The 15,012-nt window shown below is 65.3% G+C and carries 16 protein-coding genes; 9 read left to right on the top strand and 7 right to left on the bottom strand.

Annotation, left to right across the window (positions count from 1 at the left end):
* The first annotated feature begins 42 nt into the window (after positions 1 to 42).
* Positions 43 to 2,145, top strand: a complete 2,103-nt coding sequence (locus AC59JP_RS07125; RefSeq protein WP_497325031.1) for an FUSC family protein — start codon at positions 43 to 45, stop codon at positions 2,143 to 2,145.
* Between the two features lies 1 nt (position 2,146).
* Here AC59JP_RS07125 and AC59JP_RS07120 read toward each other — a convergent pair whose 3' ends face one another.
* The gene (locus AC59JP_RS07120) at positions 2,147 to 3,238 is read right to left on the bottom strand and encodes a PucR family transcriptional regulator (RefSeq protein WP_497325030.1); all 1,092 of its coding nucleotides are present in this window, start codon (positions 3,236 to 3,238) and stop codon (positions 2,147 to 2,149) included.
* 76 nt (positions 3,239 to 3,314) lie between these two features.
* Between AC59JP_RS07120 and AC59JP_RS07115 the strand changes: the two genes are divergently transcribed.
* Positions 3,315 to 3,911 carry a TetR/AcrR family transcriptional regulator gene (locus AC59JP_RS07115; protein ID WP_497325029.1) on the top strand — a complete coding sequence of 199 codons (597 nt, stop codon included), beginning with the start codon at positions 3,315 to 3,317 and terminating at the stop codon, positions 3,909 to 3,911.
* Here AC59JP_RS07115 and AC59JP_RS07110 read toward each other — a convergent pair whose 3' ends face one another.
* Positions 3,912 to 4,898, bottom strand: a complete 987-nt coding sequence (locus AC59JP_RS07110; protein ID WP_497325028.1) for a fumarylacetoacetate hydrolase family protein — start codon at positions 4,896 to 4,898, stop codon at positions 3,912 to 3,914.
* Positions 4,899 to 5,041: 143 nt separating this feature from the next.
* Here AC59JP_RS07110 and AC59JP_RS07105 point away from each other — a divergent pair, with 143 nt between their 5' ends.
* Entirely contained in the window at positions 5,042 to 5,383 is a 342-nt protein-coding gene (locus AC59JP_RS07105) for an MmcQ/YjbR family DNA-binding protein (protein WP_497325027.1), read from the top strand.
* A gap of 32 nt (positions 5,384 to 5,415) precedes the next feature.
* Here the strand turns inward: AC59JP_RS07105 and AC59JP_RS07100 are convergent, their stop codons facing one another.
* Entirely contained in the window at positions 5,416 to 5,835 is a 420-nt protein-coding gene (locus AC59JP_RS07100; RefSeq protein WP_497325026.1) for a hypothetical protein, read from the bottom strand.
* Positions 5,836 to 6,210: 375 nt separating this feature from the next.
* On the opposite strand from AC59JP_RS07100, the gene AC59JP_RS07095 reads away from it, so the two are divergent.
* The 6 genes from AC59JP_RS07095 to AC59JP_RS07070 all read left to right on the top strand — a co-directional run bounded on the left by AC59JP_RS07095 (position 6,211) and on the right by AC59JP_RS07070 (position 12,584).
* The gene (locus tag AC59JP_RS07095) at positions 6,211 to 6,897 is read left to right on the top strand and encodes a response regulator transcription factor (RefSeq protein ID WP_497325025.1); all 687 of its coding nucleotides are present in this window, start codon (positions 6,211 to 6,213) and stop codon (positions 6,895 to 6,897) included.
* A 31-nt stretch (positions 6,898 to 6,928) separates the two neighbouring features.
* Positions 6,929 to 8,383, top strand: coding sequence for a HAMP domain-containing sensor histidine kinase (locus AC59JP_RS07090; protein WP_497325718.1), 1,455 nt, complete (start codon positions 6,929 to 6,931; stop codon positions 8,381 to 8,383).
* Positions 8,384 to 8,489: 106 nt separating this feature from the next.
* Positions 8,490 to 9,953 carry a S1C family serine protease gene (locus AC59JP_RS07085; protein ID WP_497325023.1) on the top strand — a complete coding sequence of 488 codons (1,464 nt, stop codon included), beginning with the start codon at positions 8,490 to 8,492 and terminating at the stop codon, positions 9,951 to 9,953.
* 113 nt (positions 9,954 to 10,066) lie between these two features.
* Positions 10,067 to 10,564 carry a MogA/MoaB family molybdenum cofactor biosynthesis protein gene (locus AC59JP_RS07080; RefSeq protein ID WP_497325717.1) on the top strand — a complete coding sequence of 166 codons (498 nt, stop codon included), beginning with the start codon at positions 10,067 to 10,069 and terminating at the stop codon, positions 10,562 to 10,564.
* 749 nt (positions 10,565 to 11,313) lie between these two features.
* Positions 11,314 to 11,964, top strand: a complete 651-nt coding sequence (locus AC59JP_RS07075; RefSeq protein ID WP_497325021.1) for an MspA family porin — start codon at positions 11,314 to 11,316, stop codon at positions 11,962 to 11,964.
* 185 nt (positions 11,965 to 12,149) lie between these two features.
* Entirely contained in the window at positions 12,150 to 12,584 is a 435-nt protein-coding gene (locus AC59JP_RS07070) for a hypothetical protein (RefSeq protein WP_497325019.1), read from the top strand.
* 324 nt (positions 12,585 to 12,908) lie between these two features.
* Here the strand turns inward: AC59JP_RS07070 and AC59JP_RS07065 are convergent, their stop codons facing one another.
* The 4 genes from AC59JP_RS07065 to AC59JP_RS07050 all read right to left on the bottom strand — a co-directional run bounded on the left by AC59JP_RS07065 (position 12,909) and on the right by AC59JP_RS07050 (position 14,960).
* Positions 12,909 to 13,226, bottom strand: a complete 318-nt coding sequence (locus tag AC59JP_RS07065) for an ANTAR domain-containing protein (RefSeq protein WP_497325017.1) — start codon at positions 13,224 to 13,226, stop codon at positions 12,909 to 12,911.
* Between the two features lie 163 nt (positions 13,227 to 13,389).
* Positions 13,390 to 13,836 carry a large conductance mechanosensitive channel protein MscL gene (mscL, locus tag AC59JP_RS07060; RefSeq protein ID WP_497325015.1) on the bottom strand — a complete coding sequence of 149 codons (447 nt, stop codon included), beginning with the start codon at positions 13,834 to 13,836 and terminating at the stop codon, positions 13,390 to 13,392.
* A 47-nt stretch (positions 13,837 to 13,883) separates the two neighbouring features.
* Entirely contained in the window at positions 13,884 to 14,525 is a 642-nt protein-coding gene (locus AC59JP_RS07055; RefSeq protein WP_497325013.1) for an SAF domain-containing protein, read from the bottom strand.
* Between the two features lie 78 nt (positions 14,526 to 14,603).
* Entirely contained in the window at positions 14,604 to 14,960 is a 357-nt protein-coding gene (locus tag AC59JP_RS07050; protein ID WP_497325011.1) for an FmdB family zinc ribbon protein, read from the bottom strand.
* Between the last annotated feature and the right edge of the window lie 52 nt (positions 14,961 to 15,012).

Here is a 15,012-nt window from a genome sequence, read left to right as displayed (position 1 = left end):
TGCGAGAGCCAGGGGAGCGCCATCGTGAGGCAAGCTTGACACATGGGTGCCGCTACCGCCGTTCGTCGGCCGATCGAACGAGCCGTCCGGTTCGCCGTCGTGTCCGACCCCGGTCAGCTCCGCCTACGCAGCGCTGCCGCCACCACGATCACCCTCGTGCTGGCTCTCGCGGTCCTCTATGCGGTCACGCGCGCGCTCAGCCAGCCCATCACCGTTGCCATGCTCGGCACGGTGGTCGCGATGTTCACCTCGTTCGTGGTGAAGGACCGCACGACCAGGGGCAAGCTGGTCACCAACGCGCTCATCCCGGTGCCGGCGATCGCGGCCGTCAGCGTGTCGGCGGTGCTGGCGCAGCACGGCAAGATCGCCGACGTCGGATTCATCGCGGTGCTGTTCACGGCGGTGTGGGTTCGTCGCTTCGGGCCGCGCGGTTTCGCGTTGGGAATGGCGTCCTTCATCTCGTACTTCTTCGCTCTGTTCCTCCGTGCTGCGCCGTCTCAGATCCCGGTTCTGGCGCTCAGCATCGTCGTCGGTGCCAGTGTCGCGTTCGCCGTGCGACTCGCGTTCCTTCGGGAACCCGCCGGTGCCGAGCTGCGGCGGTTGACCAACGCGCTGCGCGCGTCGTGCGTGTCGGTTCTGGAGATCACGGCGCCCCATCATGCCGGGGACGTCGACGACATTCGCCGCGGACTGGAGCGGTTGGCCAACACCGCGTTGATGATCGAGGACTGGCTCGACCGCAACGAGGCGTCCCTGCACCTGTCGGTGACCAGCGACGACTTGTCTCGACGCGTGTTCGACGCACAGCAGGCGACCGAACAGCTCGTGTTCGCGCTCGACCGACTCGACCGAGACTGGTCGCCGACGCTCGGCCGCGCGATGCTGGCTGTGGCGGCCACGCTGCACAATTCACCGTCCGATCAGCAGCTACGCGCCGCGCGCAAGATGGTCGCGGCCGGCACCGCCGACCCCGTCGACCAGACCGGGGTGGCGCTGCACTACGCGATGCGCACCGCGGCGGCGCATACCGCGCTGCACCGTGTGACCGTCAATGCGATGCAGGTGCCTGAGCCGGAGAAGACTGTCGAGGACGACGACGACACCGACGAGCCGGCACCCGACGGCGGATCGTGGATCTCACGCCTGGAGCCGTCGACTCGTACGGCGATCCAAGTTGCGATCGCCACGAGCATCGCCACCGTGCTCGGCGAACTCGTGTCACCCGACCGCTGGTACTGGGCGGTGCTCTCGGCGTTCGTGGTCTTCACCGGAACCACCACGCGCGGCGAGATACTCACTCGCGCGGGGCACCGCGTCGTCGGCACGGTGGCGGGGGTCTTCGCAGGTGTGCTTCTGTCCGCGCTCGTCGGGCAGCGGCCGGTGCTGCAACTGCTGTTGATCGTGGTCTGTGTGTTCTTCGCGTTCTACCTCGTCACCATCGCGAACAGCCTGCTCGTCTTCTTCGTGACGATCTTGCTCGCGATGCTGTACGGCCTGCTCGGTACGTTCAGCATTGCGGTGCTCGAGCTGCGCATCGAGGAGACGCTGGTGGGTGCGACCGTCGGCATCGCGGCCGCGTTCTTCATCCTCCCGACCCGGACACGGCAAACACTGGTCGACAAGGTGGACGATTATCTGGACAAGCTCGATGCGGTGATCGTCGCCAGTGTCGATTCCGTGGTGGCGCCGGGCAGCGGCGTGGATCTGGTTCCGATGGCTCGTGAGCTGGACACCGCCCTCCAGGACACCATCACCGCGGCAAAGCCTTTCGGCTTCGGTCCGACAAGCCGCGCTCGGCGGGGGACTGCGCGGTTGATCCGGGTGCTCGAAGCGTGCGATCGCGCGGCACGGTCCCTCGCCAGAGCCGGGATCAGCGCGGCGGCTGCGGACCCCGATACCGCCCCGCACCCGGACACCGTCGAATCATTGCGTGCAGGAACAGATCTGGTGCGCGCGTCACTGGCGTCGCTCCGCAGCGTCGTGCGGGGTGACGCCGGTGAGTACGACGACGAACTCGACAAGTCCGATCCTGCCGGCACGTTCACCTTCAACGGTCGAACGCCGGAGTCCGGTGCCACTCGTGCCGCGGTTCGAGCGCTGAACCGCCTGGACCATGCGGCGGCGCTGACAGGAGTGCCCGTGTGAGCTAGCTGTACCGGTCGAGATCGTCGATGAAGATGGCGGCCTCGAGCTTGCGTTGACCGGCCACCGAACTGATGTCGAAACCGAGCAGCTCGGAGATCTTCTTCAGCCGCGAGTCGAGAGTGTTGTTGTGGATGTACAGCTTTCGGGACGTCGCTCGACGGCTCTGCTGGCTCTTCATGTACGCGGTGATGGTTTCCAGAAGAACGGGTCGGTCGCGGAGCGGATCGAGAACGGTCCCGATGACTTCACGGCCGGGCCCGGGGCGCGACATCTGGTACTCCAGAACAAGGTCCTGCGTGCGGTACACCTTGTTGGGTCGTCCCAACTTGGCTGCGAGAGCGATCAATTCGTTCGCGAACCCGATGGCGTCGCGCAGATCGGTGTTGGCGGCCTCGACTGTCGCGCCGAGAAGCGTGACACCGAACGAGCGATCGAGCCGCGAGGTCATTCGTTCGACCGACGCCTCGTCGTCGTCGAGCGGTATCAGGATTGTCACGGCAGCGCGGTCGATCGCACTCAGTACGTCGTGCTTTCCTCCGAACGTCGCGCTGATCGCGTCGTGAACCACAGCCGCGCGCCGCTCGCTGATGGCGTCGGGCACCCGAACGACCACCACGTGGTAGCGGGCGGGAATGTCGACGCCGAGTTGCACGGCGAGCTCGGACCAACGTGGACGGCCCAGAATGAGCGCGCGGGCCAGCTCTTCACGAGTCGACGTCCCACCGGACCCGCGGCCGGCGGCGAGCGCATACTCGTCGCCGATGGCCCTCGTGGCCGCACTGACGAGGGCGACCACGGCGCGGGATGCGGCGGTGGCGTCCGCTCCGCGGTCGCCCATCCACTGCGTCAGAACGTGAGTTCCGCTCTCGCGGCAGGCATCCAGCGCGGAGTCGACCGAGATTCCGCACGAGATCCACTCGGACGCTGCTGCCCGTACCGCAACGAGATCGGTGTCGTTGACGTCGTCTCCACCTCGCACCGAACGCGACGTGACGTCGGCGCTCCACTCGGTGAGGAAATCGGAGGGCGTCACGCGTCGTCGCCGGTCGGCCAGTCGCTTCGATCCCCCCGAAGCGCCGCTGAGTGTGATCATCGACAATTCCCCCACATCTGTTGAGATATTCGAGTCTACTTCCGATCGGCCCGCGGCGCTATGACAGAATTTGCCGGTGGTCATCCGTACGAACAGTCGTCTCGGCGTCGAAAATCGCAAGGAGACGATCGTCGACGTCGCATCGACCTTGATTCGTGAAACGGGTGTCGCCGACTGGACTCTCGACGACGTCGCGCGGCGCGCGCAGGTGTCCCGAGGCCTGGTCTACAGATACTTTCGGGGCAAGGACGCGCTGCTGCTCGCGCTCATCGAACGGCTGTCGCTGCAACTGCGGCAGCTCACCGCCGAGGCGGCGGACACGGAGTCCTCGGGCGAGGACAAGATGCGGGCGTCTCTCGACGCGTACTTCGACTACGCGGCGGCCAACCCGGCCCTTTACCGCGCCATGTTCTACGGCGCGATCAGTGGTTCCCCCGAAGTCGCGGCACAACGAGACAGCAATTTGTCTTTCCAACGCGATCGCATCATGGCCGGACTGGCGGCGTCGGGTGTTCACGGTCCGCTGCTCGCGGAAGGCGTGCGCTCCTGGCTGGATTTCATGGTCTCGTGCACCCTGTCCTGGCTCGAGCGCGGCGCGTCACGTTCGCAGACGCCCATGGAGCTTCTGCTGAGCACGCTGGGTGTGGTGATCGAGGAGTGCGCCGACTCCTGATCAGCCCTGTTGTGCAACGACATTGGTGACGGATCCAATTCCGTCGATGGTCAGCGTGACCTCGTTGCCGGGCTTGATCCACCGGTCGAGTTCGAGCCCGCATCCCATCGGAAGCGTTCCGGAACTGATCAATTCGCCGGGAACAATCTGCTCTCCACGCGAGGCGTAGGCGACCGTCTCACCGGGCGACCAGTGCAAGTTCCGGGTGCTGGTCGACGACCACGTCTCACCGTCCACGACGACCGACGCGTCGAGATCGTCGATACGCCCGAGCACTTCGTCGGGTGTCACGACCACGGATCCCATCGAGCTGCCGAACGTCTTCGTCTTCACGACGGGTCCGAACGAGCCTTTCCGCTGCTCCTCCCACTGCACGTCGCGGGCACTGAAGTCGTTGAACAACACGAACCCGCCGATCGCATCTGCGCCCACGGCGTCGGATGCGTCCTTGACCGGGCGGTCGACGATCATCGCGAACTCGAGCTCGAAGTCCAAGGCCTGCGTGTACGACGGCCACGGCATCGGATCGCCGTCGGCCACGATGGTCAGGTGGTTTCCCGTGTAATAGGCGGGGTGATCGTAGAACGAAGCTTTGGGCTTGAGCGCGGGAAACGTTGAGCGCGTGATCGTCTCGTACGCCTTGATGAAGGGGACAGCTGCCCGCATGTTGGTCTCGACCAGCTGGTGCGCGGCCTGGATCCAGTGCGCCTCCCAGCCGAGGAAGCATCTCAGCGACAACGGGGCATAGGGCAGGATCGGTGCGGAATCACGCACGGCGCCAATGCCTTCGGCGGCGGCGGAGTTCATCAAGGACGACACTCGTTCGCGACCTCGCTCGCGGGCGGCGAGCAGGCCGAGGAGGTCGGCTTCGATTGCGTCGCCTCCGAGCGTGCGTTGCGCTTCCTGCACGTCGATCCATGCGCTGGTCTGCTCGTGCCAGGCGGCCAGCGAGGTTCCGGTCTGGGTAGAGATACGACGCAGCTTCATGGAGTTAGTAGAACACAGTCTACTAGCGGTCGAAAAGCGTACATATAGGATCCGTCCATGAATTGTGGTCGCACACAACCGGTCCCCATCGCTTTCGTGGCCGACACCATTGCGCACGTGAATTCCGTGATGGGCCAGGACGAATGACGATCGACGACGTCATCGCGACATGTGCCGAATGTCCCGCGGCGCAGTCGACCCGCCCGTTCGGCCCGACCACCGCCGTGTTCAAGATCGGCGGCAAGATGTTCGCGGCCATCGGCGAGGACGCCGAGCAGGTGACCGTGAAATGCGCGCCCGACGATGCAGCCGCGCTCGTCGAACAGTTCGACGAGATCGTCCCCGGCTATCACATGAACAAGAAGCACTGGATCACCCTGGACCCGAACGGCTCACTGCCAGACGATCTGATCCGTGAATTGATCCGGGACGCATACGATCTGGTGCGCGCGTCCTTGCCGGCGCGGGTGCGGGATTCGCTCTAGACCTCCAGGCCGCGACGGGCCGGAACGCAGAGCTACTCGTCCGTCACCGGTGGCTCACCCACCAGAAGGTCGTCCGCCGGCAGCGGTATCGGTAGCTCCACCATGCGTTCGGAGTACGCGGGATACGCGGGACGAATCCAAACTCGGGTGTCGTCCAGTTGGACCATCACCATCCGTCGCCAGCGCCAATCGTCGCGAGGCCGGCGCAGATCGGTGCTCGACTCCATCGGCAGCGGCGCCTTCGCCCAGTAGGGCGCCGACAGCGACGACAGACCGCGGGCCTCGAGGAGGTCGACGGCATCGTCCACGCGCACCGACGATTGGACGACGTGGCCGACCGGGTTGACGGCGTCGACCACCTCCTCGCTGTCCAGTGAGACCGTCCATCCCACCAGCTCGCCGTCGGACGCACGCATGACCGGCATGCGGCTCCGCCAGAGGTCGATGTCCATACCTTCGACGGTACCGCCGGTCTTGGGGCACCTCGGATCGTGGCGGGTGGGGGATCGGGCACCTCGGATCGCGTCGGGCACCGCCGATTGCAGGTGGCCAGGACGAATTGGAGTGCCCGGGCTTCGCGCACCTCCGATTGCGGGTGCACCAAGCACCCGGGTTCGGGCACCCAGGATCGCGGCGCATGCGTTACGGGCACCTCGGATCGCTGCGGGGACCACCGATCGCGGATGCCGGGGCCGAACTGGCGTGCCCGGGCTCCGCGCACCTCCGATCGCAGGTGCACCAACGCGACGAGCGTCCACCGAACACGACTCGGACAAACACCGCGCGCCTCTCAGCACGATCTCAGCCGACCGCGCCACACTGTACGAATGCGCATATTGGTGACCGACGACGATCGTGCGGTCCGGGAGTCGCTACGACGCTCGCTCACGTTCAACGGCTACAGCGTCGACCTGGCTGTCGACGGCCTCGACGCACTGCAACAGGTGGCTGCCGAGCGGCCCGACGCCCTTGTTCTCGACGTCATGATGCCCCGCCTCGATGGACTGGAGGTGTGCCGCCGACTGCGCGGCACGGGCGACGACCTGCCGATCCTCGTCCTGACAGCGCGGGACTCTGTGTCCGAGCGGGTGGCGGGCCTCGACGCCGGCGCCGACGACTACCTTCCCAAGCCGTTCGCGCTCGAAGAGCTGCTGGCCAGACTGCGCGCGTTGCTGCGGCGCACGGCCATGGAACTCGGGGCCGACTCGCAGGCGATGACGTTCGCCGACCTGTCACTCGATCCGGTCACCCGCGAGGTGACGCGCGGCGAGCGGCAGATCAGCCTCACCCGCACCGAGTTCTCGCTGTTGGAGATGCTTCTGGCGAACCCTCGTCGCGTGCTCACCCGCAGCCGCATCCTCGAAGAGGTGTGGGGCTACGACTTCCCGACGTCCGGCAACGCTCTCGAGGTGTACGTCGGGTATCTCCGCCGCAAGACCGAGGCCGAAGGCGAATCGCGACTGATCCACACCGTGCGCGGCGTCGGTTACGTTCTGCGTGAGACGCCGCCGTGATCCCGACCGGCCTCCGGCCTACCTGCTGACCATGGTTGCCCGTCCCGGTAAGAAGACTCCACCCGATCAGATGCGTCCGCCGATGCCGTTGACACGATCGGTTTCGCTGCGGTGGCGCGTCACCTTGCTTGCTGCCTCCGTGGTGGCGATCGCTGTTGCCGTGATGGCAATCGCGGCGTACGCGGTTGTCTCCCGCGCGCTCTACAGCGACGTCGACAGCCAGCTGCGCACGCGAGCGTCCGCGTTGATCGGCAGCAACCTCGTGCGGTACGACCCCCGCTACGTGGCCGGTGCGACGCTGTACAGCACCGATGTGTCTGTGGCCCTTATCTTCTCCGACCTTACGAAGTACGTTCCGCCCGGTTCGCTGGTGCCGGTGGGCGATCCGGAGATGGCGGTGGCGCGCGGGGAGAGCGACAGTTCGCTGCGCACCGTCAGTGGGCAGCGCGTGTTGAGCGAACGCACGCCGGACGGCAGCACCGTGGTGATCGCTCAGCGACTCGCGCCGACGGGGGAGGTGCTCGATCGTCTCGCCTGGGTGCTCTTCGTGGTGGGCGGGTGCGGCGTGGTGCTTGCAGCGGTCGCCGGTACTGCCGTGGGCCGCACAGGGTTACGGCCCATCGCACGGTTGACCGCGGCGGCCGAACGTGTTGCACGAACGGACGATCTCACGCCGATTCCCGTGACGGGTAACGACGAATTGGCCCGCCTCACCGAAAGTTTCAACACGATGCTCCGCGCTCTCGCGGAGTCCCGAGCGCGACAGTCACGGCTCGTAGCCGACGCAGGCCACGAACTGCGCACCCCGCTGACGTCGTTGCGCACCAACATGGAACTGCTGATCGCGTCCGGTCGGCCTGGCGCCCCGCAGATTCCGGCGGAGGACATGGCCGAGCTGCGTGCGGACGTCGTTGCGCAGATCGAGGAATTGTCCACGCTGGTAGGCGATCTCGTCGACCTGGCTCGCGAGGACGCGCCGGAGAACGTGTACGAGCGGGTCGACCTCACCGACGCCGTCGAGCGCAGTCTCGAACGAGTTCGACGGCGCCGCAACGAGATCGAGTTCGACTTCGTGTCCACGCCGTGGATCGTGTACGGAGATCCGGCCGGTCTGTCGCGCGCGGTGCTGAACGTTCTCGACAACGCGGCGAAGTGGAGCCCACCGGATGCGACGGTGAAGATCGTGATGGCCGCGAGGGACGACGGTCTCCTCGAACTCACGGTCTCGGACGCCGGCCCCGGAATCGCCCCTGAGGAGCGGGAACTCGTCTTCGAGCGCTTCTATCGGTCCACCGCATCGCGGTCCATGCCCGGGTCGGGACTGGGCCTCGCGATCGTGCGGCAGGTCGTCGTGAAACACGGCGGAACCATTGCCATCGAGCGGTCGGAGATGGGCGGCGCGTTGGTGCGCATCGTTCTTCCGGGCGAGCCCGGCACCGTCGAACCGGCGGATCTCGTCGACGGTGTGGGAGTCACACCAATTTGATAAGCCCATCTCAGCACCTTCTCAGTCCGACCGTGCATCGTCGGTATCGAACACGAGGGTGTGACCGCCGAGCGTCGGTGGTCACCGAGGAACGAAAGCGACGCAGATGAGCGAGGATCGCCCCAACATCGAGAACTCCGACGGAACCGACGAAGCGGGCTTGGCCCCGCGGCACGAGAGCGCGGCACCCGATCAGGGAGCGCGGGACGCGGAGACGCAGGCGCACGGCACCGCCCAGTACCCGGGCGCACCGCAGGGAAACTACGGTCAGCAGCCCCAGCAGGGTGGTTTCTACAGTCGCCCCGGTTACCCGCAGCAGGGTCAGCCGCAGCACGGTCAGCCGTACGGCAACCCCGGCTACCCGCAGGGTCCCTACCAGCAGGGGTACCAGCCGACCGAGCAGCTGTCCGGAAACCCGGGCGGCGGCCCTCAGCACGTCGGCTCCATCGCCACGTCGCCCAAGCGCTCCGGACGGTCGATGATCGTGGTCGGCGCCATTGCACTCGCCCTGGTGAGCGGTGGTATCGGCGGCGCAGTCGGGTCGCTCGCCACGCGTGATGGGTCGACGGGTGCGGTCACCAACGCGCTGAACGCTCCGACACCGACGGCCAATCAGGCCGCGAATGCGCCCGACGGTTCCGTGCAGGCAGTGGCCGCGAAGGTGCTGCCGAGCGTCGTGCAGATTCAGGTCACTGGTCGCCAGGCCGAGGGCGAGGGGTCGGGCATCATTCTGTCGTCCGACGGCCTCATCCTCACCAACAACCACGTTGCCGCCGGCGCCGGACCCAACGCCCAGCTCCAGGTGTCGTTCAACGACGGATCGACGGCGTCGGCCACGGTCGTCGGGGCGGACCCGGCGTCCGACATCGCCGTCATCAAAGCGCAGGGCAAGTCCAACCTGACGCCGATCGAGCTCGGTACGTCCTCCGGTCTCGCCGTCGGCCAGCAGGTCGTCGCGGTCGGCTCGCCTCTGGGCCTGGCCGGAACGGTCACCTCGGGCATCATTTCGTCGCTCAACCGTCCGGTGTCGACCACCGGCGAGTCGAGCAACCAGGCGACGGTCATCGACGCCATTCAGACGGATGCCGCGATCAACCCCGGTAACTCCGGTGGCGCGCTGGTCAATTCGCAGGGCCAGCTGATCGGCGTCAACAGCGCGATCGCCACCCTCGGTGCCAGCAGCGGTGGCGGCGGTCAGGAGTCGCAGAGCGGCTCAATCGGCCTCGGATTCGCGATCCCGGTGGATCAGGCGCGGCGGATCGCCGACGAACTGATCAAGACCGGCAAGGCGACGCAGGCAATCATCGGCATCACGGTGCCGAGCCAGGACAACGCGAACGGTGCAACCGTCATGGACGTCACGGCCGACGGACCTGCGGCCAAGGCCAACATCCCCAAGGGTGCAGTGATCACGAAGGTCGACGACCGGGTGATCGACAACGGTGACGCATTGATCGCGGCCGTCCGCTCGCATGCACCCGGCGACACCGTCTCCGTGACGTACGAGAACGGCGGGAGCCCGACGACGGTCCAGGTCACACTCGGCACCGCACCGAGTGGAGGCAACTGATGAACGAGATCGGCAGCCGCAGCGCCACCCTCAACGCTCGTGATGGTCGCCATCTTGCATCGATCCTCGGACACCTGACGACGGAGCCCAGTGTGGGCACTACGGTGAGCGGCATGGAACTCGAGGCTCCCGTAGCGGGGCGTGCGCTGGTCGTGATCGTCGACGACCGCGCCGCCCACGGTGACGACAAGGACGCATCCGGCCCGCTGGTCACCGAACTGCTCACCGAGGCGGGGTTCCTCGTCGACGGTGTGGTGGTGGTGTCCAACGACGAGGTCGCCGTACGTAACGCGTTGAACACGGCAGTGATCGGTGGAGTCGACTTGGTCGTCTCCGTCGGTGGAACCGGAGTCTCCCCTCGCGATGTCGCACCCGATGCCACCGCCGACGTCCTCGATCGCGAGATCCCGGGTATCAGTGAGGCTCTGCGCTCGTCCGGTCTCGCGGCCGGCGCACTCGACGCCGGACTCTCCCGCGGGCTGGTCGGCGTCTCGGGCAGCACGCTCGTGGTGAACCTGGCGGGGTCGCGAGCAGCGATCCGTGACGGTATGGCGACGTTGACTCCGCTGGCCAGTCAGGTCATCGGCGAGCTGTCGAGGTTGGACGGGTAGTCATCACTGCAGAAGAAGAGTCGGAACGCGCGAGCCGGGCCCGGGAGAAACGGGCTCGGCTCGCGCGTGTTTTCGGCGATGTTCTCCCCGACACGAGCAGCGACGAGCGGTCGGAATCGAGTACGAACTCGTCCTCGGACGAGTGGTTGAGACAGCAACGGCCCCCGCATCACGAATGAGTAGATGTGATCCAGAACACATTTACCCATCCTTTGCGTGTCTGATTGTCGAGCTTTGTTAACCATCTGTTCGTCTTCGCCGCGATGCTCCGCGTCGGTGAACCAGGCACTTCCCGCGGCCCGCGACTGTTCTGCTCGAGGTGATCGAAATGCCCTCGGACTCGAGTTTTCTGAATCGGTGCACGTCAGGTGCGCTACGCCCTGTGAATGGTGTGCACGGTGCGCCGAAATGGCCCGCGACTGCAGGTCGGCACCGTGGATTCGAAGCGTGTGACGCCCGTTCACATGTATGAAACAGAAACTGTGTGACTAACAACGACACGACGTCCCGTAGGGATTGTCTCGATTCGATCTACCCTCTAAGGTTCCGATCAGGTTCAGGCCACGAGTAGCGAAACCCAGGTTTTGTTACTCGCGATCGATGCCTGCACTGCCCGGCGCGCGGGTCAAGAGCCCACGTCGCCGTCGCTGCCCTGATAGGTTTCGCAAAGATGCGTGGCCGTTTGGGTGGAAGAGCCCGACAGCGCACCTCACGCAACACGCGTGAGGACGAACATGATGAGGAAGTAAATGACCGAAATTCAGAAGCCGCGGCGTAGCCGGGGGCTCAAGTCCATGCGTGCAGCAGTGATCGCTAGCGCCGCAGTTGTCGGCCTGGTGCTCGGTAACGGAACGGCGTCTGCGGCTGTCGACAACAGCAACTACATCGTCGACGGAACCGGCAACACCATCACGGTGCTGCAGTCCGACACCTTCATCAACGCTGTTGCCCCGCTGGACGGAAACCCGCTCACCCGTGAGTGGTTCCACAACGGCCGCGCAGGCTACGAAGTCACCGGCCCCGGCGCCGAAGACTTCTCCGGCACGATGTCGATCGGTTACCAGGTCGGCTACCCGGCCGCCATCGCGCCGACCGTGACGTTCTCGTACGACACGCCGAACTTCAGCCTCGGTTCGGACGGCGACACCGTCAACTTCAGCACCAACAACCTGCTTCCCTCGTTGGGTGTTTCGATTCCGATCAGCTCCGGCGGCGGCATCAGTGAGGTCGAAGCTGCATCCGGCTCCGTCTCGGGCGCCAGCGGCTCGATCCAGCTCTCGAACTTTCACGGCACGGTCACCGGCGTTCTCGGTAACGTCACGATCCGTCCGTACGTGAAGATCGTCAGCGACGCCGGCGACACCGTCGTCACCTACGGCGTGCCGTGGCGCCTCAACTGATCTTGGCCTAGCCACAGATCAGGCTGAGACACACACATCAGCTGTACACAGTCAGGCCCGTTCGGATTCGTCCGAGCGGGCCTGACTTGTGTCGTCCGACAGCTACTGCGTCCCGAGTGTGCTGAGGTGTCACAGACCCTTCGTCCGAATTGGGTCTCACGCCTTTTTCTGGTGAAATAACCTCCATGCGAACCACATTCATCTCCGCCCTCGCCGTGTCCGCTGCGCTGCTTCTCGCCGGCTGCGGCAGCAGTGACGACTCGTCGGCCGCCCCGACCGGACAGAATGCGGATGTCTGCAACCAGTTCGCCGCGTCGTACAACTCGCTTGCGACGTTGGCCAAGGGGCCCACGGACGCGGACGTCGACAAGTGGACTGCGGCCAAGGAAGCCGAGATCGCAAACTTCAAGACGCAGAGCGGAACCGCCACAGGCGACGTGAAGGACAAGCTGACGGCGCTGGTGGGAGCACTGCCCGCCGACACCCTGACGCTGTCGGAACCCGACAGCGAGTCCGGACAGGCCTATGTGACCAACGCGAACGCCGTGGCGAGCGCATGCGCAGCCGACGGCACCACGATTACGCTCGACGAGTTCGCGCTGCCCAAGTTCACCAACTGAGTGATCCTTACGGGATCAGCAAAAATGTTGTGACAAGTCAGCATGGCGTGCGGAAAGAAATTGCTGTGGCCGTTTAGCGTCTTCTTCGGAATCATCTCGATAACGTGTTGTCGAGAATGGCGATGAGGAGGAGCAATGGGAATCAACGGCGAATTCGTGCAGTTCTTGATCGCAAATGCGGACAATGGTGTGGTCTGCGCCCTCGGAGCGCTCTACGTGCTCGGGAACATCGTCGCGGCCACACTCTTCTGACCCCGGGAAACTTCTGACCCCGTAAACCTGCGGACACGACGCGTGCCCGCAGGTGACGATCGAACCGCAGAATCAGGCGGGTGTCGCCAACCCCTGATGCGACAGCGCGCGCTGAGCGAGCGCGCCACCCCATTCGAGTTCCGCCACGGAGCGCGCGGCAGCGGAGTCGGACGCCGACGGCTCACCGTCCGACGCCAGCGTGATCAGCGCCCGCGACAGTTGAAACAAACTGAGGTGGTTCGCCACGGCGCACGCGACCAGTTCTGCGTTGGCGGCGTCGGGTGAAATGGACCGTACGGCCACCAGAATGCCGGTGGCGATGTCGACGTCGATACGCGATGCGACGGTTCGGGAGCGGTGAGACGGGGTGGCGGTGGAGAGATCGGGCATGTCGTTCCTTCGAGAAGTCGGTCCCGGCGCTGACGGCCGTAGGACCATGGTGCCCTCTCGAGGTAATACCCGCCTGAGAATCGCCGCAGCCACGCGAAGTTGTGGAGAATTGTTCATCCGCGAGCCCAATTGTGCGGCCCCGTCACGAATCTCGCGGCAGGTATCAGCGCTCGTGTGCACCCGGCGACGAGTTGCCCGGACCGGCGGTGGGTCCTCCGCCGCCGGCGAGAAGGTCGCGGATCTGGATCAGAATGTCCTGGTCGCTGAGAGACTCCTCGGCGGGCGATTCGTCGGTCGCCTTCTTGGCGTCGAAGCGCGCCTTTGCGGCATTGACGGGAACGATCAGCACGAAGTAGACGACGGCCGCGATGATCAGGAAGTTGATGACGGCGGTGATGACGGCGCCGATGTTGACGAACGACTCGGGGCTATCGGTGATCAGGAAGCCGAATCCGTACTCGTTGGAACCGCCCACCGCGGCGACGAGGGGGTTGATGATGTTCGAGGTGAAGGCCGTGACGATGGCGGTGAACGCTGCGCCGATCACGACGGCAACCGCGAGGTCGACCACGTTGCCCCTGAGCAGAAAATCCTTGAAGCCCTTCAACATGCGAACACACCCCTCGACTCGACAGTGAAACCGTTCGCCGGGAAATGCTAGTGCAAAACCACGGTCAAAGCGCTGACCAATGAAGCTGCGGCTACCGAGGTTGCGGCGTCGGTGGCCAGTCCCAGCAAGATCAGACGCTCCTGTTGCCTGGCGCGTGCATCCGAGTCGGGAACGAGGACGACGACAGCGCCGTCGGCCAGCACTCGGGTTCCGTCATCGTCGACGGTCAGGACGTCCACGACGTCGCCCGCCTGCACGATGTCCGCCAACGACGGATCGGCGAGCCTGATCGGTACCACGCGCGCGTCGGGTGTCGACAGCGCCGAGCCGACGAGTCGGGGGCCGAGCAGTCGCACATCGGTGAGGATTTCTCCCGAGCGGATCGGACCCGCCACGGTCCGGCCGGCGGCGTCGGCGCTGGATGCGGTTGCACCGTCGGGGAGCGACGTGCGCTCGACGCGGACCAGGGCCAGGTCGGACTCGGTCAGAACAGCTCCGGGACGAAGGTCGTGACCTGCCGTCACCACCGTCACTCGGTCGCGGTCGGGATCACCGCGAAACGCCGACACAGCGGCAAGTACCACGAGCGCCGCAGCGATGGACCGTCTCACCAGACCCGAACGCGTCCACGCCGGCCGAGACATGGACCGCTCGAACCATCGAGGATTCAGACGTGGCTCGTTCGACATGCGCGAACGGTAAATGCGCCGTATTAACGGTGTCGATCACCTGTGGATGATCCGCAGATTCATCCACAGCAACTTCGGTCAGCTTGCGGCAGCGGACTTCGATGTGCTGGACGAGTTCGACGTGGACTTGGAGTCGGACTTCTTCTCGGACTTGCTCGACGAGCTGTCGGACTTGGAGTCGGACTTCTTCTCGGACTTGCTCGAGTCGGAACTGCTCGACTCGGACTTGGACGACGAGGACTCGCTCGAGGTGGAGCCGGAGCGAGAATCGGTGCGGTAGAAACCGCTTCCCTTGAACACGATGCCCACCGTGTTGAACAGCTTGCGAAGCTTGCCCGAGCACGCAGGGCACACCGTCAGCGTGTCGTCGGTGAACTTCTGCACGATGTCGAACTTGTTGTCGCACTCGGTACACGCATACGAGTAGGTAGGCACGTCAGCAATCCTCCGAAACTTCTGTGTCGGTCCGTAAACCGCCGTCCCACGG

This window comes from Rhodococcus sp. 320_ES, from assembly GCF_059691855.1.
Note: the sequence above shows the minus strand (reverse complement) of the source record. Positions and strands in the feature narration are given on the sequence as shown.

What these genes read in the sequence shown, in the direction of transcription:
- AC59JP_RS07125 (WP_497325031.1), top strand. Translation starts at nt 43, where the DNA reads ATGGGTGCCGCTACCGCCGTTCGTCGGCCGATCGAACGAGCCGTCCGG.
- AC59JP_RS07120 (WP_497325030.1), bottom strand. Translation starts at nt 3,238, where the DNA reads ATGATCACACTCAGCGGCGCTTCGGGGGGATCGAAGCGACTGGCCGAC.
- AC59JP_RS07110 (WP_497325028.1), bottom strand. Translation starts at nt 4,898, where the DNA reads ATGAAGCTGCGTCGTATCTCTACCCAGACCGGAACCTCGCTGGCCGCC.
- AC59JP_RS07105 (WP_497325027.1), top strand. Translation starts at nt 5,042, where the DNA reads ATGACGATCGACGACGTCATCGCGACATGTGCCGAATGTCCCGCGGCG.
- AC59JP_RS07100 (WP_497325026.1), bottom strand. Translation starts at nt 5,835, where the DNA reads ATGGACATCGACCTCTGGCGGAGCCGCATGCCGGTCATGCGTGCGTCC.
- AC59JP_RS07095 (WP_497325025.1), top strand. Translation starts at nt 6,211, where the DNA reads ATGCGCATATTGGTGACCGACGACGATCGTGCGGTCCGGGAGTCGCTA.
- AC59JP_RS07090 (WP_497325718.1), top strand. Translation starts at nt 6,929, where the DNA reads ATGGTTGCCCGTCCCGGTAAGAAGACTCCACCCGATCAGATGCGTCCG.
- AC59JP_RS07085 (WP_497325023.1), top strand. Translation starts at nt 8,490, where the DNA reads ATGAGCGAGGATCGCCCCAACATCGAGAACTCCGACGGAACCGACGAA.
- AC59JP_RS07080 (WP_497325717.1), top strand. Translation starts at nt 10,067, where the DNA reads ATGGAACTCGAGGCTCCCGTAGCGGGGCGTGCGCTGGTCGTGATCGTC.
- AC59JP_RS07075 (WP_497325021.1), top strand. Translation starts at nt 11,314, where the DNA reads ATGACCGAAATTCAGAAGCCGCGGCGTAGCCGGGGGCTCAAGTCCATG.
- AC59JP_RS07070 (WP_497325019.1), top strand. Translation starts at nt 12,150, where the DNA reads ATGCGAACCACATTCATCTCCGCCCTCGCCGTGTCCGCTGCGCTGCTT.
- AC59JP_RS07065 (WP_497325017.1), bottom strand. Translation starts at nt 13,226, where the DNA reads ATGCCCGATCTCTCCACCGCCACCCCGTCTCACCGCTCCCGAACCGTC.
- mscL (WP_497325015.1), bottom strand. Translation starts at nt 13,836, where the DNA reads ATGTTGAAGGGCTTCAAGGATTTTCTGCTCAGGGGCAACGTGGTCGAC.
- AC59JP_RS07055 (WP_497325013.1), bottom strand. Translation starts at nt 14,525, where the DNA reads ATGTCGAACGAGCCACGTCTGAATCCTCGATGGTTCGAGCGGTCCATG.